Annotated in this window: 25 protein-coding genes, 1 pseudogene and 1 riboswitch; of the genes and pseudogenes, 13 read left to right on the top strand and 13 right to left on the bottom strand. The window is 71.2% G+C overall.

Features of this window, described 5'->3' with window-relative positions; translation table 11 throughout:
- Positions 1-30 precede the first annotated feature (30 nt).
- Positions 31-1,056, top strand: a complete 1,026-nt coding sequence (locus tag OG841_RS39405) for an NAD-dependent epimerase/dehydratase family protein (RefSeq protein WP_371570945.1) — start codon at positions 31-33, stop codon at positions 1,054-1,056.
- 59 nt (positions 1,057-1,115) lie between these two features.
- On the opposite strand, the gene OG841_RS39400 is transcribed toward OG841_RS39405, so the two are convergent.
- The 8 genes from OG841_RS39400 to OG841_RS39365 all read right to left on the bottom strand — a co-directional run bounded on the left by OG841_RS39400 (position 1,116) and on the right by OG841_RS39365 (position 8,142).
- Complete coding sequence (locus OG841_RS39400) at positions 1,116-2,729, bottom strand: alpha/beta hydrolase (RefSeq protein WP_371569103.1); 1,614 nt, start codon at positions 2,727-2,729, stop codon at positions 1,116-1,118.
- Between the two features lie 128 nt (positions 2,730-2,857).
- Positions 2,858-3,634: an urease accessory protein UreD gene (locus OG841_RS39395; protein ID WP_371569101.1), complete on the bottom strand. Its 777-nt coding sequence runs from the start codon at positions 3,632-3,634 to the stop codon at positions 2,858-2,860.
- The gene (gene ureG / locus OG841_RS39390; protein WP_280867626.1) at positions 3,622-4,299 is read right to left on the bottom strand and encodes an urease accessory protein UreG; all 678 of its coding nucleotides are present in this window, start codon (positions 4,297-4,299) and stop codon (positions 3,622-3,624) included. The genes OG841_RS39395 and ureG overlap by 13 nt, the downstream gene beginning before the upstream one ends.
- 92 nt (positions 4,300-4,391) lie before the next feature.
- Positions 4,392-5,066, bottom strand: a complete 675-nt coding sequence (locus OG841_RS39385) for an urease accessory protein UreF (RefSeq protein ID WP_328637029.1) — start codon at positions 5,064-5,066, stop codon at positions 4,392-4,394.
- Positions 5,066-6,787 (bottom strand): urease subunit alpha, encoded by a 1,722-nt coding sequence (locus OG841_RS39380; protein WP_328637030.1) that lies wholly within the window; start codon positions 6,785-6,787, stop codon positions 5,066-5,068. Before OG841_RS39380 ends, OG841_RS39385 begins: the two co-directional genes overlap by 1 nt.
- Positions 6,780-7,091, bottom strand: coding sequence for an urease subunit beta (locus OG841_RS39375; protein ID WP_328637031.1), 312 nt, complete (start codon positions 7,089-7,091; stop codon positions 6,780-6,782). The genes OG841_RS39380 and OG841_RS39375 overlap by 8 nt, the downstream gene beginning before the upstream one ends.
- A gap of 9 nt (positions 7,092-7,100) precedes the next feature.
- Positions 7,101-7,403, bottom strand: coding sequence for an urease subunit gamma (locus OG841_RS39370; protein ID WP_037782101.1), 303 nt, complete (start codon positions 7,401-7,403; stop codon positions 7,101-7,103).
- An 88-nt stretch (positions 7,404-7,491) separates the two neighbouring features.
- On the bottom strand, positions 7,492-8,142 hold the full coding sequence (locus OG841_RS39365; RefSeq protein ID WP_328637032.1) for a TetR/AcrR family transcriptional regulator: 651 nt from the start codon (positions 8,140-8,142) through the stop codon (positions 7,492-7,494).
- Positions 8,143-8,267: 125 nt separating this feature from the next.
- Between OG841_RS39365 and OG841_RS39360 the strand changes: the two genes are divergently transcribed.
- Positions 8,268-9,251 carry an ABC transporter permease gene (locus tag OG841_RS39360; RefSeq protein WP_328637033.1) on the top strand — a complete coding sequence of 328 codons (984 nt, stop codon included), beginning with the start codon at positions 8,268-8,270 and terminating at the stop codon, positions 9,249-9,251.
- A gap of 53 nt (positions 9,252-9,304) precedes the next feature.
- Here OG841_RS39360 and OG841_RS39355 read toward each other — a convergent pair whose 3' ends face one another.
- Positions 9,305-9,583, bottom strand: a complete 279-nt coding sequence (locus OG841_RS39355) for a type II toxin-antitoxin system Phd/YefM family antitoxin (RefSeq protein WP_328637034.1) — start codon at positions 9,581-9,583, stop codon at positions 9,305-9,307.
- Positions 9,584-9,653: 70 nt separating this feature from the next.
- Here OG841_RS39355 and OG841_RS39350 point away from each other — a divergent pair, with 70 nt between their 5' ends.
- From OG841_RS39350 to OG841_RS39335, 4 genes and pseudogenes are all read left to right on the top strand, one after another.
- Entirely contained in the window at positions 9,654-10,289 is a 636-nt protein-coding gene (locus OG841_RS39350) for an ATP-dependent Clp protease proteolytic subunit (protein ID WP_328637035.1), read from the top strand.
- 7 nt (positions 10,290-10,296) lie between these two features.
- On the top strand, positions 10,297-10,602 hold the full coding sequence (locus tag OG841_RS39345) for a hypothetical protein (RefSeq protein WP_059207616.1): 306 nt from the start codon (positions 10,297-10,299) through the stop codon (positions 10,600-10,602).
- A gap of 369 nt (positions 10,603-10,971) precedes the next feature.
- Positions 10,972-11,151: riboswitch (cyclic di-AMP (ydaO/yuaA leader) on the top strand.
- A 3-nt stretch (positions 11,152-11,154) separates the two neighbouring features.
- Positions 11,155-11,628, top strand: coding sequence for a C40 family peptidase (locus tag OG841_RS39340; protein WP_326670602.1), 474 nt, complete (start codon positions 11,155-11,157; stop codon positions 11,626-11,628).
- Between the two features lie 67 nt (positions 11,629-11,695).
- Positions 11,696-12,142: pseudogene (locus OG841_RS39335) on the top strand (DUF6328 family protein); the annotation flags it as partial.
- 188 nt (positions 12,143-12,330) lie between these two features.
- Here the strand turns inward: OG841_RS39335 and OG841_RS39330 are convergent.
- Complete coding sequence (locus tag OG841_RS39330) at positions 12,331-12,798, bottom strand: ATP-binding protein (protein ID WP_328637036.1); 468 nt, start codon at positions 12,796-12,798, stop codon at positions 12,331-12,333.
- A gap of 214 nt (positions 12,799-13,012) precedes the next feature.
- On the opposite strand from OG841_RS39330, the gene OG841_RS39325 reads away from it, so the two are divergent.
- Positions 13,013-13,873: a helix-turn-helix domain-containing protein gene (locus tag OG841_RS39325; RefSeq protein ID WP_371569092.1), complete on the top strand. Its 861-nt coding sequence runs from the start codon at positions 13,013-13,015 to the stop codon at positions 13,871-13,873.
- A 9-nt stretch (positions 13,874-13,882) separates the two neighbouring features.
- Positions 13,883-14,104: a DUF397 domain-containing protein gene (locus tag OG841_RS39320; protein WP_328637038.1), complete on the top strand. Its 222-nt coding sequence runs from the start codon at positions 13,883-13,885 to the stop codon at positions 14,102-14,104.
- 38 nt (positions 14,105-14,142) lie between these two features.
- Here OG841_RS39320 and OG841_RS39315 read toward each other — a convergent pair whose 3' ends face one another.
- Positions 14,143-15,270 carry an 8-amino-7-oxononanoate synthase gene (locus tag OG841_RS39315; RefSeq protein ID WP_328637039.1) on the bottom strand — a complete coding sequence of 376 codons (1,128 nt, stop codon included), beginning with the start codon at positions 15,268-15,270 and terminating at the stop codon, positions 14,143-14,145.
- 148 nt (positions 15,271-15,418) lie between these two features.
- Between OG841_RS39315 and bioB the strand changes: the two genes are divergently transcribed.
- The 4 genes from bioB to OG841_RS39295 all read left to right on the top strand — a co-directional run bounded on the left by bioB (position 15,419) and on the right by OG841_RS39295 (position 19,429).
- Positions 15,419-16,618, top strand: a complete 1,200-nt coding sequence (bioB, locus tag OG841_RS39310; protein ID WP_328637040.1) for a biotin synthase BioB — start codon at positions 15,419-15,421, stop codon at positions 16,616-16,618.
- Positions 16,611-17,897: an adenosylmethionine--8-amino-7-oxononanoate transaminase gene (locus OG841_RS39305; RefSeq protein ID WP_328637041.1), complete on the top strand. Its 1,287-nt coding sequence runs from the start codon at positions 16,611-16,613 to the stop codon at positions 17,895-17,897. The genes bioB and OG841_RS39305 overlap by 8 nt, the downstream gene beginning before the upstream one ends.
- A 1-nt stretch (position 17,898) precedes the next feature.
- Complete coding sequence (gene bioD / locus OG841_RS39300; RefSeq protein WP_328637042.1) at positions 17,899-18,615, top strand: dethiobiotin synthase; 717 nt, start codon at positions 17,899-17,901, stop codon at positions 18,613-18,615.
- 124 nt (positions 18,616-18,739) lie between these two features.
- Positions 18,740-19,429: a class I SAM-dependent methyltransferase gene (locus OG841_RS39295; RefSeq protein ID WP_328637043.1), complete on the top strand. Its 690-nt coding sequence runs from the start codon at positions 18,740-18,742 to the stop codon at positions 19,427-19,429.
- Here OG841_RS39295 and OG841_RS39290 read toward each other — a convergent pair whose 3' ends face one another.
- Entirely contained in the window at positions 19,430-19,804 is a 375-nt protein-coding gene (locus OG841_RS39290) for a fic family toxin-antitoxin system, toxin component (protein WP_328637044.1), read from the bottom strand.
- The gene (locus tag OG841_RS39285; RefSeq protein ID WP_007380443.1) at positions 19,801-20,025 is read right to left on the bottom strand and encodes a hypothetical protein; all 225 of its coding nucleotides are present in this window, start codon (positions 20,023-20,025) and stop codon (positions 19,801-19,803) included. Before OG841_RS39285 ends, OG841_RS39290 begins: the two co-directional genes overlap by 4 nt.
- A gap of 209 nt (positions 20,026-20,234) precedes the next feature.
- Here OG841_RS39285 and OG841_RS39280 point away from each other — a divergent pair, with 209 nt between their 5' ends.
- Positions 20,235-21,047, top strand: a complete 813-nt coding sequence (locus OG841_RS39280) for an ABC transporter ATP-binding protein (RefSeq protein ID WP_371569086.1) — start codon at positions 20,235-20,237, stop codon at positions 21,045-21,047.
- Positions 21,048-21,051: the final 4 nt, after the last annotated feature.

Genomic DNA, 21,051 nt, shown 5'->3' with positions numbered 1-21,051 from the left:
CCGTACGGTCGCCGCATGACACGACATGCTGTGGTGATCGGAGCGACGGGACAGATCGGGCGGGCGGCCGTGGGGGCGCTGGCCCGGGACGGCTGGGAGGTGACGGCCGTCTCCCGGGGCGGCGGACGGGACGAGAGCTGGCCCGCGCAGGTGCGTACCGCGCGGGCCGACCGGGCGGACGACTCGGCCCTGGCCGCCGCGGTGGGCGACGGCTGCGAGGTCCTGGTGGACATGGTCGCCTACGGACCGGCTCACGCACGGCAGTTGGTATCGCTGGCCGACCGGGTGGGCTCGGCCGTGGTGATCTCCAGCGTGTCGGTGTACGAGGACGACAAGGGCCGCAGCTTCGACACCCAGGGCGAGCCGGGGGGCTTTCCCGAGTTCCCCGTGGGGGTGACGGAGGACCAGCGGACGATCGCGCCCGGCGAGGACTCCTACAGCACCCGCAAGGCCGGCCTGGAGCGTGAACTCCTCGCCGCCGGCGACCGGTTGCCCACGACACTGCTGCGTGCCGGAGCGATCCACGGACCGCACTGCCGGACGCCGCGCGAGCTGTACTTCGTCAAACGCAACCTGGACGGCCGGCCTCGGCGACTCCTGCCGTACGGCGGCATGAGCCGGTTCCACCCGGCGAACGTCCACAACATCGCCGAACTCGTCCGGCTGGCCGCCGCGAAGCCCGGCAGCAGGGCTCTGAACGCCGTGGACCCGGACGCCCCGACGGTGGCGGAGATCGCCGCCGCGATCGACTCCGTGATGGGCGTCGAGACGCAGAGCGTGCTGATCGACGGCCCACCGCCCTCGCCGACCGTGGGGGACACGCCGTGGTCGGTGCCGGTACCGGTCGTCTTCGACATGTCCGCCGCCGAACGCGAGCTGGGGTACCGCCCGGTGGTGGCGCGGTACGCGGACCGGCTGCCGGAGACCGTCGCCTGGATCGAGCGGCAACTGGCCGGAGGGGACTGGCGGGAGGCGTACCCGAGGATGTTCCAGACCTACGGCGACCTCTTCGACTACGCGGCGGAGGACGCGTATCTCGACTCGCTCGGCACATGAGAACCGGCGCATGAGAAAAGGCGGCCGGTGGCTCCGGCCGCCTTGTCCCGTGGTGCGTGCTACGGCTTGGGCGTGGCGTGCGGGGTGCACGTCACGTCGGCCTTGTCCAGCTTGCCGGTGAGCAGGTAGGCGTCCACCCGCGGGTTGATGCACGGGTTGACCAGACCGGTCACGCCGTGCGAGCCCGCGTCCTTCTCGGTGATCAGGCGGGAGCCCTTGAAGCGCTTGTGCAGTTCGACGCCGCCCTCGTACGGGGTGGCCGCGTCACGCTCGGACTGCACGATGAGCACGCCCGGCAGGCCCTTGCCGGTGCGGACCTCGACCGGGGTCTGCTGCTTGACCGGCCAGGTGGCGCAGGGCAGGTTCAGCCAGGCGTTGGCCCAGGTCATGAACGGGTACTTCTTGTTGAGCGCGGTGTTGTCCTTGTCCCACTTCTTCCAGCTGGTGGGCCACTTGGCGTCGGTGCACTCGACGGCCGTGTAGACGGCGTTGCCGTTCTCCGAGGAGATGTTGCCCGCGGTGTCCGACAGGTCCGGGGCGGCCGCGTCGACGAGCGCCTGGGTGTCACCGGCGACGTACTTGCTGAACACCGTCGCGACCGGCACCCACGAGGAGTCGTAGTACGGGGCGCTCTGGAAGAAGCCGATCAGTTCGGCCGGGCCGACGACCCCGCCGATGGGGTTCTTCTTGGCGGTGGCGCGCAGTTCGAGCCACTTCGCCTGGACCGCGGCACGGGTGGTGCCGAGGTGGAAGGCGGCGTCGTTGGCGGCGACCCAGTCCTCCCAGTCCTTCCAGCGGCCCTCGAAGGCGATGTCCTGATCGAGGTTGGCCTCGTACCAGATCTTCTCCCGGGACGGGTTGACGACGCTGTCGACGACCATGCGGCGGACATGGCCGGGGAACATCGTGCCGTAGACGGCGCCGATGTAGGTGCCGTAGGAGACGCCCAGGTAGTTGAGCTTCTTCTCACCGAGTGCGGCGCGGATGACGTCCAGGTCGCGCACGGTGTTGGGCGTGGTCATCTGCGCGAGCATCGCCTTGCCGGTGCGCTCGGCGCAGCCCTCGGCGTACTCACGGGCCAGCTTGCGCTGCGCGCGCTTGTCGGCCTCGGAGTCCGGCACCGGGTCCATCTTGGGTGCCTTCACGAACTCCTGCGGGTCCATGCAGGAGATGGGCGCGGAGTGGCCGACACCGCGCGGGTCGAAGCCCACGAAGTCGTACGCCTTGGCCGCGTTGGCCCAGATCGGGTTCTTGGTCGTGACGCGGAGGGGGAAGCGCATGCCCGAGGCACCGGGCCCGCCCGGGTTGTAGACGAGGGCGCCCTGACGCTCCGCCTTGGTGCCGGTGTTGCCGATGTGGTCGACGGCCAGCTTGATCTGCTTGCCGTTCGGCTTGGTGTAGTCCAGCGGCACGCTGACCCAGCCGCACTGGACCGGCTTCGCGATCCCCCAGTCGGCGGGGCAGTCGGCCCAGTCGATCCCGGCCTTCGCGGCACGGGCGGCGGCGATCGCGGCACCGACGGACGCACGGTCCTGTCCCTGCCGGCTCGCGCCCGCCTGCGTGTTGGCGCCGGACGCGGGTGCCGCGACGGCACCGGATATGAGTGTGGCCGTGATGAGTACTCCGGCCGAACCGAGTGCGGTCGTCCGCCACTTCGGTCTCGTCTCCCTCAAGAGGGATCCCTCCCCGTACGTCGTTTCGATTCGTACGGGGATCCTCCTGGCTATGGAGACTCTGTGAACAGGGGGGCGGGACCTTCTTTGCCAATCCGATAAACGGAAGGGGTCGTTCGCTGGGCGGACTAGGCGCTAAGGGTCGCCAGCGCCTCGTCCAGCACCCGGCGCAACAGCAGGGCGTCCGGCGCCACGGCGGTGACGAGCGCGGCGGGCCCTGCCAACGGTACGACGGCGGCGCCCTCGCCGAGCACCTGAGCCGTCACCGGATTGCCGGCGAACTCCGGTCGTGCGACAAGAAGTTGACCGGCGGCCCGATGTCCAGCGAGCACGGCGGGCCCGTCCCAGCCGCCCGGCGCCCCGGGCCCGCAGGCCAGTTCCTGATCGAGCACGGTGCGTCCCGCCACGCGCAGCACGAGCCTGCTGCTGAGCCGCCCGGGCTCCTCCCCCGACCGCCCGAGGACCTGTTCCTCGCGCAGCACGAGCCGACTCGTCGCCCCGAGGTGGATCCGTGTGGTGACATACAGATCGCTGCCCCCGGCGGAGATCAACTGCTCGGGCAGCCAGTGAAGTTCGCCGCCGTCGGCGACGGTGAGCCTGACGTCGTAGCGGGCCTCGCCCTTGGTCTGCCCCGGCAGGGCGATGGTGGCCGCGGCCGATCCGAGGCGCAGTCGAGCACCTTCCCGGACGTCGGCCTCCACGGTGAAGTGGTCGCCGCCGAGGGGCCCACTCATCGCGCCGACGAGGATGACCCGCGTCTCGGCACCGCTCCCCCGGGTGCGCCGCAGCGCCAGCGGCCCGTCGCTCTCCAGCACGGGCAGAGCCGTACCGCCGCGCCCGTCGTCCCGCGCGACGATCCGCGCGGTGGCGCGTACCCCTGCCCCGGGCGCGGTCACGCCGTCCACGCGGCGAGCTGCGCCCGGACCCAGTCGGCGACGTCCGTGACCCCGGCCTCGCCGCGGAGCGACTGGAGGACGACCGGCAGTTCGGCCCGCTGGGCCTTGGCGTCGGCGGCCATCCGCGCGAGGTCGGAGCCGACGTACGGGGCCAGGTCGGTCTTGTTGACGATGAGCAGGTCGGCGGTGGTGACGCCGGGGCCGCCCTTGCGCGGGATGTCGTCTCCTCCCGCCACGTCGATGACGAAGATCTGCGCGTCGACGAGCCCCTTGGAGAAGGTGGCGGTGAGGTTGTCTCCGCCGCTCTCCACAAGGATGAGGTCCAGGGGGCCGACCTCGTCCTCCAGGTCCTCCACGGCTTCGAGGTTGGCGGAGATGTCGTCCCGGATCGCGGTGTGCGGACAGGCGCCGGTCTCCACCGCGGTGATCCGCTCGGGAGGCAGCACGGCTTCCCTGAGCAGGAACTCGGCGTCCTCGCGGGTGTAGATGTCGTTGGTGACGACGGCGAGGGACAGTTCGTCGCGCAGGGCCCGGCAGAGGGCGGCGACGGTGGCGGTCTTGCCGGAGCCGACGGGGCCGCCGAGGCCGATGCGGAGGGCTCTGCGGGTGCCGTCGGGTCGGTGGGCGTCCGCGCTGAGAGCGGCGGGGGTGTCGTGATGGTGGTCGAGATGCATGTACGGCTCCTGGGGGGGTCATGGTCGGGTGCGGGTCCGTGGGGGCTGGTCGCGCAGTTCCCCGCGCCCCTAAGCAGGTTGCGGTGGCCCTCTTATGATGCGAACAGGCGTACTGGCCATGCCGCGTGCGCCTCTGCTCCGATTTCCAGCAACGGCGCCGACGCCGACGGCAATGCGTCGACGCCCTCGTCGGCAACCCTCCGCGCTGCCTCCAGCGCCCGATCCGCGACCCGGTCCAGCTCTGGCGACAACCGGGCGAGTACGCCCGTCGCGTCGAAAGGATCGAGGCTCAGCAGCCGGACCGTCGCACTCGAAGGCCCGCTCACGCTCTCGTACACCGCGCAGTACGCCGCGTCCACGGCCTCGAGGCCCGCCGCCCGGGCTGCCAGCCCCAGGACCACCGGCTGGTGCGCTCCCTTGGGGAACTCCCTTGCCAGGGAGTCGAGTTCGGCCGACGGCCAGGTCGCCCGGGCCGCCCGCATCAGCTGACGGCCCAGCTTGCGTGCGGCCGTCCGCAGTGCGGGGGACGGGGTGCGGGCGTCCGCGGCCTCGTCCAACAGCCGCGGGTCGGCGCCGAGCACGGCCGCCGCGGCCAGCGCGGCCGACACCAGCCCCACCGTGTGCAGCCGTCCCCGGCAGAAGGACTCCAGACTCTCCGCCCCGGTGATCCGCCCCGCCTTGACCGCCGCCTCGGCCCCGCCGGAGTGCGCGTGCCCTCCGGCGGGGAAGCGGCCGTCGGCCAGGACCAGAAGTGCAGCCCTGGACATCAGAAGAGGAAGTAACGCTGGGCCATGGGCAGTTCGGCTGCCGGCGTGGCCTCCACCAACTCCCCGTCGATGTGTACGGCGAAGCTGTCGGGGTCGACCCGTACGTCGGGCCGCGCGTCGTTCTCCCGCATGTCGGCCTTGGTGACCCCGCGCGTCGACTCGATGGCCACGAACCGCTTCCCGAGCTGGAGCCGCTCCGGCAGCCCGTCCTCGATGGCGAGGGGTGCCACGAAGTTGAAGGAGTTGGACGCGGGAGCCCGCCCGATCGCCCCGTACATCGGCCGGGGAAGGATCGGCTGCGGGGTCGGAATCGAGGCGTTCGCGTCGCCCATCTGCGCGTAGGCGATCTGTCCGCCCTTGATCACCAGATGCGGCTTGACGCCGAAGAACGCGGGCTCCCACAGCACCAGGTCGGCCAGCTTGCCCGTCTCCACCGAACCCACCTCGTGAGCGAGCCCCTGAGCGACGGCGGGGTTGATCGTGTACTTGGCGACATAGCGCCGTACGCGATGGTTGTCGGCGCGTCCGTCCCCGGGCAGCGCACCCCGGCGCCGCTTCATGACATGCGCGGTCTGCCAGGTCCGCATGATGACCTCGCCCACGCGCCCCATGGCCTGGGCGTCGGAGGAGATGATCGAGATGGCGCCCAGGTCGTGCAGGATGTCCTCGGCGCCGATGGTCGTGGGCCGGATGCGGGACTCGGCGAAGGCGAGGTCCTCTGGCACCGCCGCGTTGAGGTGGTGGCACACCATCAGCATGTCGAGGTGTTCCTCGGCGGTGTTGACGGTGAAGGGACGGGTCGGGTTGGTCGAGCTGGGCAGCACGTGCGGCTGGGAGACCACGGTCATGATGTCCGGAGCGTGCCCGCCGCCCGCGCCCTCGGTGTGGTAGGCGTGGATGCCCCGCCCGGCGATCGCGGCGAGCGTGTCCCCCACGAAACCGGCCTCGTTGAGGGTGTCCGTGTGGATGGCGACCTGGATGCCGGTCCGCTCGGCGACGGTCAGCGAGGCGTCGATGACGGCGGGGGTCGAGCCCCAGTCCTCGTGCAGCTTCAGGCCGAGGGCGCCCCCGCGGATCTGCGACAGCATCGCGTCGTGCGAGACGGTGTTGCCCTTGCCGAGGAAGCCGATGTTGAGCGGGTACTGCTCCATCGCCTCCAGCATCCGGGCGAGGTGCCAGGGGCCGGGGGTGACGGTGGTGGCCTTGGAGCCCTCGGCGGGGCCGGTGCCGCCACCGACCAGGGTCGTCACCCCGGACGCCAGCGCCTCGTCGGCGATCTGCGGACAGATGAAGTGGACGTGCGCGTCGATGGCGCCGGCGGTCAGGATCCGGCCGTTGCCCGCGATGATCTCGGTCTCCGGGCCGATCACCAGGTCCGGGTGGACCCCGTCCATGGTGTCGGGGTTGCCGGCCTTGCCGATGCCGGTGATCCGGCCGTCGCGAATGCCGACGTCGGCCTTCACCACACCCCAGTGGTCGACGACGACCGCGCCCGTGATGACGGTGTCCGGGGTGCCTTCCGCACGGGTGGCACGTGACTGGCCCATCGACTCGCGGATGACTTTGCCGCCGCCGAACACGGCCTCGTCACCGGCGAGTCCGGGACCGCCGGAACGATCCTCCTCGACCTCGATCAGCAGATCGGTGTCGGCGAGCCGGATGCGGTCGCCGGTGGTCGGGCCGAACAGGTCGGCGTAGGCGGCACGAGAGATCTCAGGCATCGAGGGCACCTCCGGTCTCCCCGCGCAGCCCCGGCACCACACGGGCACCGGTGAGCGGGACGAGTTCCACCTCGACCGGGATGCCGGGCTCGAAGCGCACGGCGGTGCCGGCGGCGACGTTCAGCCGCTTGCCGCGCGCGGCGCCGCGGTCGAACTCCAGGCCCGGGTTGGCCTCGGCGAAGTGGTAGTGGGAGCCGACCTGGACGGGACGGTCGGCGGCGTTGAGGACGGTCAGCGACGTGACCTCACGGCCCTCGTTGTAGGCGATCGGCCCCTCGGCGAAGAGGATCTCTCCGGGAATCATCGGGGCCCCTCAGACGATCGGGTCGTGGACGGTGACGAGTTTGGTGCCGTCCGGGAAGGTCGCCTCGACCTGGACGTCATGGATCATCTCGGGGATGCCCTCCATGACGTCGTCCCGGGTGAGCAGCTTGCGCCCGGAGGCCATGAGCTCGGCGACGGTACGGCCGTCACGCGCGCCTTCGAGGATGTGCGACGTGATGAGGGCGACCGCCTCGGGGTGGTTGAGCCTGAGCCCGCGGGCCCGGCGCTTCTCGGCCACGTCGGCCGCCACATGGATGAGCAGCCTCTCTTGTTCGTGCGGGGTCAGTTGCACGTCCCACCTCACAGTCCTCGCTCCGGACCGTGCGGGGTCCGGCTGCCGCAGCCCCGGGGCAAAGTCCCTGGTGGCGTGGATCCGCAGGCTAGTTGGATCCGGTTTCAGGCACGTTAACCAAGCCGTGATCCCGCATGCTCATCAACGCCCGTAGACCGTCCCGCAGGGACTCGGCGGGCGTCGGTCCGAACAGGGCCTGCTGGGCGAGGAAGCCCATCGCGGCCGCCATCATCGTGCGGGCCACGTCCTCCGGGGGCACGTCCCGCCGCATGATCCCGGCCTCCTGGTACGCCCCGACGATCCGGGTCCAGGTCTCGCGCACGGCGCCGTAGCCCTCGCGCAGGAGGGCCGCGAGCTCGTCGTTGCGGAGGGTCTCGGTCCACACCTGGACGACCAGCCGGGGAAACGCCGGCCGCCCGTCCACGGTCAGGGACTCCTTGGTGGCGAGGACGCGGCTGAGCACGGACGCCACCAGGAGGTCCGGAGGCGGGGGCGGGCTGCTGTGGGTCGCCTCCTCGAAACCCTCGTGGACCTGTCCGAGCACCTCCCCGACGATCGCGCCGATGAGCTCCTCCTTGCCGCTGAAGTAGCGGTACACGGCCCCGGCCGAGAGGTCGGCCTCCTTCAGGACGTCCTGCATGGACGTGGCGTGGAAGCCGTTGCGGGCGAAGCAGACCGCGGCGCCGTCGAGGATCTGACGACGCCGGGCGTCGAGGTGTGCCTGGGATACGCGAGCCATGGCCACAAACTAAAACGAACATTCCTTCTTGACAAGGCGCGGCAACGGCGGGACGGTGGGAAGCGAAGCTAAAACGAACGATCCTTCTTTTCGACGGGGCCCACTGGACCCCGGAGAGGACCCGCATGTCCACCCGTCGCACGATCGCGGTCGTCGTCCTCGTGCCGCTGCTCGCCGCCCTGGCACTGTGGGCCTTCGCCTGGCCCGCCGCCCGCACCGCCCCCCGCGACCTGCCGCTCGGCGTGGCCGGGCCGGCCACCGCGACCGCGCAGATGGAGAAACAGCTGCGGCAGCACGAGGGCGCCTTCGAGATCCATCACTACGCCGACGAGGCGGCAGCGCGGACGGCGATCGAGGACCGGACCGTATACGGCGCGGTCGTCGCGACCGCGCGGGGCCCGGAGCTGCTCACGGCATCGGCCGCGAGCCCGGTCGTGGCCCAGCTCCTCCAGCAGGCCGTCGGCCGGCAGGCCGCCGCGAGCGGCACCGGGGTGAGGACGGTGGACGTCGTCCCCACCCCGGCGTCCGACCCGAGGGGGGCCACCCTGAGCAGCTCCGTGCTGCCGCTGGCCCTCGCCGGGATCATCGCGGGCGCCATGGTGACGCTGCACGGGCTGCGCGGATTCCGCGCGGTGACCGCGCTGGTCGTCAGCGCCGCACTGGTGGGCGTCGTCGGGGCCGCACTGGCCCACAGCTGGCTCGGCGTCCTGACCGGGAACTGGTGGGCGGAGGCCGGGACGTTCGGGCTGTCGAGCCTGGCGGTGAGCGCGGCCGTGGCGGGACTCGCCGCCCTCGTCGGATACGCGGGGATCGGCGCGGTGGCACTTGTGGTGATGTTCCTCGGCAACCCGTTCTCGGGTGCCGCCTCGGCTCCGCAGCTGCTGCCCGACCCCGTCGGCACGATCGGCCAGTGGCTGCCGCCGGGCGCGAGCGCGACCCTGCTGCGCTCGGTGTCGTTCTTCGACGGCGCGACGGCGACCGGCCCCGTCCTGACCCTCACCTGGTGGGCCGCGCTGGGCCTGGGCGCCGTGATCCTCGGGAACGCGCTGAAGGCGCGGGCGAAGGGCACCGTGCCTGCCGGCGAGCGTGACCTCACCTCCGTCGGCTGACCGAACCCGCTCTTCCGCACCCCCGGCCCCTCTGGTCGGGGGCGCCCGCGTCGCTACGACGCGCCGGGCCCCCGGTGATGCGCCGCGATACCGAACCGCTGCTGTTCGCGGGGAGCGGACGCGACCTCCCGCACGGTCGAGACCGCACTGACCACCTGCTCCTCGACGGGCTTCTGGAGCTCCTCCAGCTGTTCGAGGTCGGCCGCGGAGACCAGGGCGACCAGCGGCTTTCCATGCCGTGTGACCACCACGCGCTCACCGCCGTACACCACCCGGTTGATCAGGTCGGCGAGTTCAGCCCTGGCTTGCGTCACCGGAATCTCGTAGGCCATACCCCCATCATAACGTCACGTACGTCCTGTACATTTTTTACAGACAGCCTGCCGCCAGGAGGGGTACGCCATGGCCCGACCCACCGCCCGTTACGTCCTGCCCGAGTTCCACGAGCGAACGAGCTCCGGGCACAAGACGATGGATCCGTACTCGAAGCTGCTGGAGGAGCGGATCGTCTTCCTCGGGACCCCGATCGACGACATCTCGGCGAACGATCTGATGGCGCAGTTCATGTACCTCGAGTACCAGGACCCGGACCGGGACATCTCGCTGTACATCAACTCCCCCGGCGGCTCGTTCAGCGCGATGTCGGCGATCTACGACACGATGCAGTACGTCAGTTGCGACGTGGAGACGACATGCCTCGGCCAGGCCGGCTCCTCCGCGGCCGTTCTGCTGGCCGCCGGCACCCCGGGCAAGCGTTCCGTGCTGCCGGGTGCGCGGGTGGTGATCCACCAGCCCGCGCTGAGCGAGCCGGTCCAGGGGCAGGCGAGCGATCTGGCCATCCAGGCCGACGAACTGATCCGGGTGCGGGGCCGCCTGGAGGAGATGCTCGTCCGGCACACCGGGCGCAGCCCCGAGCAGGTGAGCGTGGACATCGAGCGGGACAAGATCCTGGACGCGCGGGGCGCCCTGGACTACGGCCTCGCGGACGCGATCGTCCCGAGCCGCAAGTCCTCGCGCATCACGCCGGACGCGTGGTGAGCCGTAGATGGTGCCGGACCTTCCACCGCTGCCCGCGCTCACGCGCGCCGAGGGCGAGCTGATCGACCGTTATCTCGACGTGGTCGACCTGCTGGGTCGGATCAACCCGGCCCGGCGCGAGGACACCTATGGCGGACTGCGCGCGGCGCAGGCGCTGGTGAGCAGGGCGGCCGAGCTGCGCGACGCGCTCGTACTGATGCACGGCCGGGGTGAGCGCGAGCTGCACGCCGCGACGCTGGCACGAGCGCTTCGGGTTCTGGACGGCGAGCGGCGCACGTCCCGGGTCACCGTGCCGCCCGAACCCGGCAATTGACGCACCGCCAGCGCTCCCGGGCGTCCAGCGGTCTGACGGGGCGTCCGGAGGGCCTTTGAAACGGACCAAACGACGTACCACCATTTGCAGGAGGCGCGGCTCCTTTTTCACGACCCCTCAAGTTGCGCAACGCGCGTAGTACGGAAGCGGAATGAGGAGTTCCTGTGCTGGTCCGGGGGCTCTTGAGGCCCTCGACACCCCTTCGTTCGAAGAGGTGTCCACCCGAACGGGTGAGTGGTGAGTAACAACACAAACCCCCGGTTCCGTTGGGTTTTTGGGACATGCGTGCGCCAAGATCCCTGTCTGACGACAAGCCCCCGCCGCAGCGGCGGGGCGGTCCGGGCGGACGCCGAGTCCTGCCGCCGCCCGGATGACCGGTCGACAGAAGTGGATCGGCAGGAGTGGAGGACCCAGGCACGACGGGTCGCCGGGACGGTCACGCCATGACCGGGCCGAGCAGCCCTTGGGGTGAAGCCGCGTCAGCGGCCGGGCAACTTTGTCAGCCCGAATCCGACAGGTCATCCTTCACAGGCGGCTGACGAAGGGTTGCGCATGACTGCGCTCAATCGTGTCCCGTCGCTGATGGTCCGGGCCGGTACGGCCTCGGCCTTCGCCATCGCCGCCGTGGGCGGCTCCGTCGTGGTCCCGGGTGTCGCAGCCGACGCCGCCGCCGCGACGCCGGCGACGAAGGCACTCAAGGTCGCGGCTTCCAAGAAGGGCTCGCCGTACAGGTACGGCGCCACGGGGCCCCGCCGCTTCGACTGCTCAGGGCTCACGCTGTACTCGTTCAAGAAGGCGGGCAAGAAGCTCCCTCGTACGGCGGCTCAGCAGTACAACAAGACCCGCCACATCGGCGCGGGCAGCCGTAAGGCCGGCGACCTGGTGTTCTTCCACTCGGGTTCGAGCGTCTACCACGTCGGCATCTACGCCGGGAAGGGAAAGATCTGGCACGCCCCCAAGACCGGGGACGTGGTGAGGCTGCAGAAGATCTGGACGAAGAGCGTCTGGTACGGCCGGGTCAAGTGACGCCCCGAGGGGGCGGCGGCGACCTGACCTCCCGCCGCCCCCTCGGGTCTCCGGGCACTTCGGCGAGCTGCTCCAGGAACGGCGCGTCATCCAGACCGGGGCGCAGGTCCTCTTCGCCTTCCTGCTGACCCTGGCCTTCACCCAGCGCTTCCCGTCCCTCGACACCTTCCAGCGCGCCGCGTACGTCATCACAGTGCTCTTCGCGGTCCTCGCGGCGGCCCTGTTCACCGCGCCCGCCGCCCTGCACCGCTCGCTCTTCCCACGCGGCGCCAAGGCCCTCATCGTGCAGGTCTCCTCCCGGCTCGGCACGGCCGGCATGGCGGTCCTGGTGCTCGCGTTCACCGGGTCGGTGCTGCTCGTGGTGGACGTGACGACGGGCCGGGTCGGCGGAGTGGCCGCGGGCGCGGCGACCCTGCCGGTGTGCCTGGGCCTGTGGGGGCTGCTCCCCCGGCTGGTCCGGCGGGCGGGACTCGCCGAGGAGCGCAGGACGGCACGGCCGCACCTGGCGCCTCCGTCGGCGAAGCACGAGATGGTCGGGCCGCGAGCAGCGGCTCGGCCGGGAGCACCACTCCGGGAACGGTCAACGCGCCTGCGGCGACCCCGGCGACGGCCCGGACCGCCCACGCCGGCGCAGCCACCGCCCCGTCCGGTCCACGAGCACGGCCACCGCCGGCTTCCACACCACCGCGAGAACGACCACGATCAGCGTGGACCCGGCTCCTGCTGTACCGCCGCCGTGACCGGCTGCACCGGTACCGTCCACGGGAGTTCGATGGAGACGGTCTTGCCGCCTTCCCGTGTGGGCCTGACTCTCAGCTTGCCCCCGCACTCGGCGGCGAGCCAGCGGATGATCACCATCCCCCGTCCGTTGTCCTGCTGGACCGCGGCCGGGAGGCGCTTGGGGAAGCGGGGATGGCTGTCGGTCACCCCGATGCGCAGGTGTTCGTCACGGTCCAGCTCGATGTCCACCGTGAAGGTGGGCGACTGCCCGAAGGTGTGCTGTACGGCGTTGGTGGTGAGTTCGGAGACGATGAGCCGGACGGTCTCGGCGGCGTCCGTGGTGGACGGCAGCCCCCACTCCGCCAGTGTGCTCAGGACATAGGTGCGGGCCGCGGAGACCGAAGCGGGTTCGCTCGGCAGGGTGACGGATGCTTCCAGGTGGTCTGCCATGGCGACGTCGTCCCTTTCCCACGGGACCGAAGCCCGACACGGTGCGGATGGTTCGAGTACGGTCCCGGACTGGTGGTTCTTCGTCAGAGTGCCATCACCGAGGCCGTGACGAGTGCCGATCCACCAAGATGTGCATATATCTGTCGCTCAAAGCGGTGAACTCTGCGACGCGAGACCGTATTTGGGCGGCTCGTAAGGAGTAAGGAGTAGCGCCATGCAGCACGGTCCCGCGGTGCGCCGCCGGAAGCTGGGCGCCGAACTGCGCGCGCTGCGCACGAGTGCGGGGCTCACCAGCGGTGAGGCGGCCCGGTTAGTGGGCTGGCACCAGTCGAAAGTGAGCCGCATCGAGACCGGTGCCAGCGGGGTGAAGCCGGCCGATGTGCGGTTTCTCCTCGACGCCTACCGCGTGGCGGACGCGAATCTGAGGGAGCTGCTGCTGGTACTGGCGGGCTCCGACGAGAGCGGTGGCCGGCACCACTGGTGGCACGCGTACCGCGGTGTCCTGCCGCCGACCTACCGGGACTTCATCAGTCTGGAGTCACAGGCGAGCGCGATGCGCACGCTGGAGACGTCCGTCGTGCCCGGGCTGCTGCAGACGCCCGAGTACGCCCGCGCGGTGACCCGGGCCGCGGTGGACGGCCTCGACGACGAACGTCTCGACGCGCTGGTCGAGGTCCGGCTGGCCCGGCAGGACATCCTCCGCGCGCAGCCGCCACTGGAGTTGAGCGCCGTGCTCGACGAGGCGGTGCTGCGGCGGGAGGTGGGCGGCCCCGAGGTGATGGCCCGGCAGCTCAAGAGGCTCCTGGAGGCGGGGCGGCTGCCTCAAGTGCGGCTGCAGGTACTGCCGTTCACGGCCGGGGCGCATGTGGGTATCACCGGGCCTTTCGTAATCTTCTCATTTTCGCGCACTTCTGATCTGGATGTGGTTGTTCTCGACCACTTGACGAGTAGCCTCTACCTCGAGCGGAAAGAAGACCTCCAGGCCTACACCGAGGCCTTCAACACCCTTCGGATCCACGCCCTTTCGCCCGAGGACTCGTTGGATTACCTCGCCGTGATGGGTGACGGCGCGTAAGGAGGCACCATGTCTGCACTGCCTCGGAACGTCATCTCCAGTACCGAACTGCCCGAGGTGCGCTGGCTGCGCAGCAGTTACAGCACCGGAGCGAACAACTGCGTCGAGACGGCGAGGCCGTCGGCCGGGCCATGGGCCGGGCTGCTCGCCGTACGCGACTCCAAGAATCCGGACGGACCCGCGCTGCTCTTCTCCCCCGAGAGCTGGGCGGGCTTCACAGCCGCGTTCTGACCCTCAGTCCACCAGGAGCACGGCCGTGTCACGCCGACTCATGGTCGTGTTTCGCCGATCACACGCACAGCGCGTTCGATCTGCTCCTCGGAGAGGTCCGCGCGGGCGGTCAGCCTGAGCCGTGAGATGCCGTCGGGCACGGAAGGGGGCCGGAAACAGCCCACGAAGAGCCCGGCGGCACGGCAGTCGGCCGCCCACTGAACGGCCTCCTCCGGGGAGGGCGCGCGCACCGAGACCACCGCGGCGTCCGGACGTACCGCTTCCAGACCCGCGGCGGTCAGCCGTGCGTGCAGTCCGGTCGCCACCTCGCGCGCGCGTGCGGCCCGCTCGGGCTCACGGCCGAGCAGCCGCAGGGCCGCGAGGGCGGCTCCCGCCGACGCGGGGGCCAGGCCGGTGTCGAAGATGAACGTCCGCGCCGCGTTGACCAGGTGCTCGACGACCCGTGCGGGGCCGAGGACGGCACCGCCCTGGCTGCCGAGCGACTTGGACAGCGTGACCGTGACGACCACGTCGTCGGCGCCCGCGAGTCCCGCGGCGTACGGGGCCCCGCGGCCGCCGGCGCCGAGCACCCCCAGGCCGTGGGCGTCGTCGACGACCAGGCCCGCGCCGTGTTCCCGACACGCCCTGGCGAGGCCGGCCAGGGGCGCCTCGTCGCCGTCCACCGAGAAGACCGTGTCGGACACGGCGACGGCGGGCCCGTCGTGCGTGCCGAGCGCCTTGCGCACCGCGTCCGGGTCGGCGTGCGCGACGACCTGGGTCGTGCCGCGGGCCAGCCGGCAGCCGTCGATGAGTGAGGCGTGGTTGCCCGCGTCGGAGACGATCAGCGAGCCGTGCGGCGCGAGCGCGGTGACGGCGGCCAGGTTCGCCGCGTATCCGGAGGAGAAGACGAGCGCCGCCTCGAAACCGCAGAAGTCGGCCAGCTCGCGTTCGAGTTCGCCGTGCAGCTCGGTCGTGCCGGTGACGAGTCGCGACCCGGTCGCACCGCCGCCCCAGGTCCGCGCGGCCGCCGCGGCGCCCTCGACGACCTCGGGATGGCGGGCCAGGCCCAGGTAGTCGTTGCTCGCGAGATCGAGCAGCGGCGAGTCGGCCGGACGCGGCCGCAGGGTCCGTACGAGTCCGGCCCGTCGGCGCGCCGCCGCCTGCTCGTCGATCCAGCCGAACGCCATGGGTCCTCCGGGGCTTTTGTAGACAACGGACAGACCCTAGCGGCAGCAAACGCTACCCACGGTGTGGCAATACCCACACGTCACAGCGGGTGTGTTGTGCGATCCCTACCTTGGCCCGAGGCGGGTCCGTACGACAGGATCGGCTCTCATGGACCTGCTGAACACGCTGGTGGACAAGGGGCTTCGGCGCGAGCTGCCGACCCGCGAGGAGGCGCTGGCCGTGCTGGCCACGTCCGACGACGAGCTGCTCGATGTGGTGGCCGCGGCCGGGAAGGTGCGCCGGCACTGGTTCGGGCGGCGGGTGAAACTCAACTATCTCGTCAACCTGAAGTCCGGGCTGTGCCCCGAGGACTGCTCCTACTGCTCGCAGCGGCTCGGCTCCTCGACGGGCATCCTGAAGTACACCTGGCTCAAGCCGGACGAGGCCTCCAAGGCCGCGGCGGCCGGCCTCGCGGGGGGCGCCAAACGGGTCTGTCTGGTGGCCTCCGGGCGCGGCCCGACCGACCGTGACGTGGACCGGGTCGCCGGCACCATCAAGGCCATCAAGGACCAGAACGAGGGCGTCGAGGTGTGCGCCTGTCTCGGTCTGCTCTCCGACGGCCAGGCCGAGCGGCTGCGCGAGGCCGGCGCGGACGCCTACAACCACAACCTCAACACGTCCGAGTCGACCTACGGCGACATCACGACCACGCACACCTACGCCGACCGGGTCGACACCGTGACCAAGGCGCACGCGGCCGGTCTGTCGGCCTGTTCGGGCCTGATCGCCGGCATGGGCGAGAGCGACGAGGACCTGGTCGACGTCGTCTACTCGCTGCGCGAGCTGGACCCCGACTCCGTTCCGGTCAACTTCCTGATCCCGGTCGAGGGCACCCCGCTGGCCAAGGAGTGGAACCTCACCCCGCAGCGCTGCCTGCGCATTCTGGCGATGGTCCGCTTCGTCTGCCCGGACGTCGAGGTACGCATCGCGGGCGGCCGCGAGGTCCATCTGCGCACCATGCAGCCCCTCGCCCTGAACCTCGCGAACTCGATCTTCCTCGGCGACTACCTCACCACCGAGGGCCAGGCCGGCAAGGCCGACCTGGAGATGATCGCGGACGCCGGGTTCGAGGTGGAGGGCGCGGGCGAGGTGACGCTGCCGGAGCACCGGGCGGCGAGCGGGTGCGGGGCCCATGAATCCGCGGGCTGCGGGTCCCACGAGGGCGCGGGGTGCGGATCGCACGCGAGCCACGAGAGCGACGGGGTCTGCGGTACGGCGGTCCCGGCCACCGCAGCCAACGAGGCGCGGACCGATCTGGTCGCCGTACGCCGCCGGGGCGCCGGAACGGATCTCGCGCCCAATGCCTGATCTGCCCGGCCTGCCGCTGACGGAGCTGCTGGCGCTCGACCGGCGGCACGTGTGGCATCCGTACGGTCCGATGCCCGGCCGGGTCGACCCGCTCGTCGTGGAGTCGGCGAGCGGGGTGCGGTTGAAGCTCGCCGAGGGCCCGGAGCTGGTCGACGGGATGTCCTCCTGGTGGTCGGCCGTCCACGGCTACAACCATCCGGTACTGAACGACGCGGCGCGGGAGCAGCTCGGGCGGATGAGCCATGTGATGTTCGGCGGGCTCACCCACGAGCCCGCCGTCCGGCTGGCGAAGCTCCTTGTCGACATGTCTCCCGATGGCCTCGAGCATGTCTTCCTCACCGACTCGGGGTCGGTGTCGGTCGAGGTCGCGGTGAAGATGTGTCTGCAGTACTGGCGCTCGCTGGGCCGTACGCGCAAGCAGCGCCTGCTGACCTGGCGCGGCGGCTACCACGGTGACACCTGGCAGCCCATGTCGGTGTGCGACCCCGAGGGCGGGATGCACGAGCTGTGGGCCGGGGTCCTGCCTCGCCAGGTGTTCGTGGACGCTCCTCCGGCCGAGTACGACGAGTCGTACGCCGACGAGCTGCGCGCGGCGATCGGGCGGCACGCCGACGAGCTGGCCGCGGTGATCGTGGAGCCAGTGGTGCAGGGTGCGGGCGGGATGCGGTTCCACTCCCCCGCGTATCTGCGGGTGCTGCGCGAGGCGTGCGACGCGCACGACGTGCTCCTGGTGTTCGACGAGATCGCGACCGGATTCGGGCGCACGGGCGCCCTGTTCGCCGCCGAGCACGCCGCGGTCACGCCGGACGTGATGTGTGTGGGCAAGGCGCTGACCGGCGGCTACATGACGATGGCGGCGACCCTGTGCACGCCTCGCGTGGCCGACGGCATCTCGCGGGGCGAGGTACCGGTACTGGCCCACGGCCCCACCTTCATGGGCAATCCGCTCGCCGCGTCGGTGGCCTGCGCCTCGATCGGGCTGCTGCTCGGTCAGGACTGGCTCGCGGAGGTCAAAAGGATCGAGGCGGGGCTGCGAGAGGGGCTGGAGCCGGCTCGTGACCTGCCGGGCGTGCGGGACGTACGGGTCCTGGGCGCCATCGGGGTCGTGCAGCTGGACCACGACGTCGACATGAAGGCCGCGACCCAGGCCGCCGTACGCGAGGGCGTGTGGCTGCGGCCGTTCCGCGACCTCGTCTACACGATGCCGCCGTACGTCACGGGAGACGAGGACGTGGCACGGATCGCGCGTGCGGTGTGCGCCGCCGCTCTGGAGGGATGACATGCCGGTACTGGTGATCACGGGGACGGGCACGGAGGTCGGCAAGACCGTCGCCACGGCCGCCGTCGCCGCCGCGGCGCTCGCCGCCGGACGGACGGTCGCCGTCCTCAAGGCCGCGCAGACCGGCGTAGGGCCGGACGAGCCCGGGGACGCCGACGAGGTGGCGCGGCTCGCGGGTGCCGTGACGAAGGCCGAGGTCGCCCGCTATCCCGAGCCGTTGGCCCCGGCCACGGCCGCTCGGCGGGCCGGTCTGGAGCCGGTGCGCCCTCATGAGGTCGCCGAGGCCGCCGCCAAACTGGCCACCGCGCACGACCTGGTGCTCGTGGAGGGGGCCGGCGGACTGCTCGTCCGCTTCGACCACGAGGGCGGGACCCTGGCCCACGCGGCGGAGCTGCTGCGGGCGCCGGTGCTGCTCGTCGCGTCGGCGGGTCTGGGCACGCTGAACACCACGGAGCTGACGGCCCGTGAACTGCGCCGCCGGAAGCTGGAGCTGGCGGGCGTGGTGATCGGCAGTTGGCCCGACTCCCCCGATCTCGCCTCCCGTTGCAACCTCGCGGACCTGCCGGACGTGTCCGGGGCTCCGCTGCTCGGCGCCCTGCCTGCCGGCGCCGGCAGGCCGGCCCCGGCCCACTTCCGTGCCGCGGCGCCGGGTTGGCTGGCCCCGCGCCTGGACGGGACGTGGGACGCGGAGGCGTTCGGGGTGCGTGAGGCTCCCTGAACCACCCCCCGCTGAGCCACGGGCAGGTGCGCGGCTTCATGCGGTGAGCGTCCGCAGGGGTGCGACGGGGTCCCGCGGGGGACAATTGCGGTGAGGTCGGTCCTGTCCGGTGAGGGAGGCTGCCATGGCGCTGCGGTCCGCCGGTTCCGGCAAGGTGTCCCGGGACCCCGTCCACCATCCGCTGTTCGCCCGGTACTACGCCCGGGTCAGTGTCACCGCCGAGAGCAGGTGGGGCATGGCCCGGGTGCGTGAACGGCTGCTCACCGGGCTGTCCGGGCGGGTGATCGAGATCGGCGCGGGCAACGGCCTGAACTTCTCGCACTATCCCGGCACGGTCTCCGAGGTCGTGGCGATCGAACCGGAGCGCCGGCTCAGGCAGCTGGCGGTGGAGGCCGCCCTGCGCTGCGAGGTGCCGGTCGACGTGGTGCCCGGCGCCGCGGAGGCGCTGCCCGTCAAGAGCGAGGCCTTTGACGCCGTGGTGATCTCCCTGGTGCTGTGCAGTGTGCGTGATCTGCCGCGCGCGCTCGGCGAGGTGCGCCGGGTGCTGCGGCCCGGCGGGACCGTACGGTTCTTCGAGCACGGCAGGGGCGGCGGCCCGGCGATGCGCTTCACCCAGCGCGCCCTGGACCGCACGGTGTGGCCTCCGCTGAACGGCGGCTGTCACCTGGCCCGCGACCCGGTCGCCGCGCTGCGGGACGCCGGGTTCGAACTCGGCCCCTACCGACGGGTGTCGATGCCGGAGAAGGGGCCCACGCTGCCTACGTCCTTCTGCGTGCTGGGCACCGCCTGGCGGCCCCCGGCGGCGGAGCGCTGATCACAGGGTCCACCTCTGCAGCTCGCGTGCGATGTCGTGCACGGAGGCGTCGCCCTTCTTGGCCACCTTGGCGAGGTCACGGACGAGCTCCGGCGAGGTGACCACCCTGAGTCCGCTCGCGACGAGATAGGCGTACGCGACCGCACATGCGAAGAGCGCGTTGGTGCGCTCCAACGCCGGAACGTGGATGAGCAGTTGCAGCAGCGCGGCGGCCCGCAGATGCGGGCTGTCGTAGACGGGGATGTCGAATATCTCCGCCTGGTGGCGCGCCACGGCGGCGACCAGGGCGCCCCAGTCGATGACCTGGGGATCACCCGGGGTCTTCTGCTCGGCGAGCATCAGAAGCCAGGCGAGATCGATGTGCAGATCGCTCAACGAGTCTCGTGATCCTTGCCGAACTCCTCCGCGAAGACGGATTCGTACTGCTTCATGAAGTCGGCCGCGGCCTCCACGAAGGCCTGGCCCGCTTCACCGGTGTCCTTCATGACCAGCTCCTCGATGTAGCGGTTGACGCTCACGCCACGGGCGAGGGCACGTTCACGGGCGGCGCGGGCGGTGCCCTCGTCCACCCGCACGTTCAACTGAGTCTTCGCCATGGTTCGAAGCTAGCGCCGAAACGCTAGCACCCGCAAGAGGGTCCACCCCCGGGTGGAATGTGTCCCTTACATCGGTGTCGGGGGCCCGACCTGGGGTGGAGACCTTCTCGACCGCACGGGGGATACCCGGTGTGGGGTGGATCACATTACGCTCGGCCGGATGGGGGCCACCCGGTCCGCGAGCACCGTCCACGAGCGAGGAGAGAGCCTTGTCCACAGCTGCTGCCGAGCACGCTCCCGGTGCCGTTCCGGCCGACGGGATCGCGGCCCGCGCCCGCGGTCTGACCAAGGCCTACGGCTCGGGCGAGACGGCCGTGCTCGCCCTGGACTCGGTGGACGTGGACATCGCCCGAGGCCGCTTCACCGCGGTCATGGGGCCCTCGGGCTCGGGGAAGTCCACGTTGATGCACTGCCTGGCGGGGCTCGACACCGTGTCGGCCGGTCAGGTGTGGCTCGGCGACACCGAGATCACGGGGCTGAAGGACCGCGAGCTGACCAGGCTGCGCCGGGACCGGATCGGCTTCATGTTCCAGTCGTTCAACCTGATCCCGACGCTGAACGCGGCGGAGAACATCACCCTGCCCATGGACATCGCGGGCAAGAAGCCCGACGAGAAGTGGCTGGACCAGGTCATCGACACCCTGGGGCTGCGAGACCGGCTGAAGCACCGGCCGTCGCAGCTCTCGGGCGGTCAGCAGCAGCGCGTCGCCTGTGCCCGCGCGCTCGCCTCCCGGCCCGAGCTGATCTTCGCGGACGAGCCGACCGGCAACCTCGACTCACGGGCGGGACTGGAGGTCCTCGGGTTCCTGCGCGAGGCCGTCGACCAGCTCGGGCAGACGGTCGTCATGGTCACCCACGACCCGGGCGCCGCGGCCCACTCGGACGTCGTGCTGTTCCTCGGGGACGGGCGGGTCGTGGACCGCATGGAGCAGCCCACCGCGGAGGCCGTACTCGAACGCATGAAGCGATTCGACGTGATCCGGAGTCAGACCCAAAGCGCACCCGAGGCCGGGGAGGCCTGACGCC

The sequence above is a fragment of the Streptomyces canus genome (assembly GCF_041435015.1).
GTDB lineage: Bacteria > Actinomycetota > Actinomycetes > Streptomycetales > Streptomycetaceae > Streptomyces > Streptomyces canus_G.
This window is presented reverse-complemented; position numbering and strand designations above follow the sequence as displayed.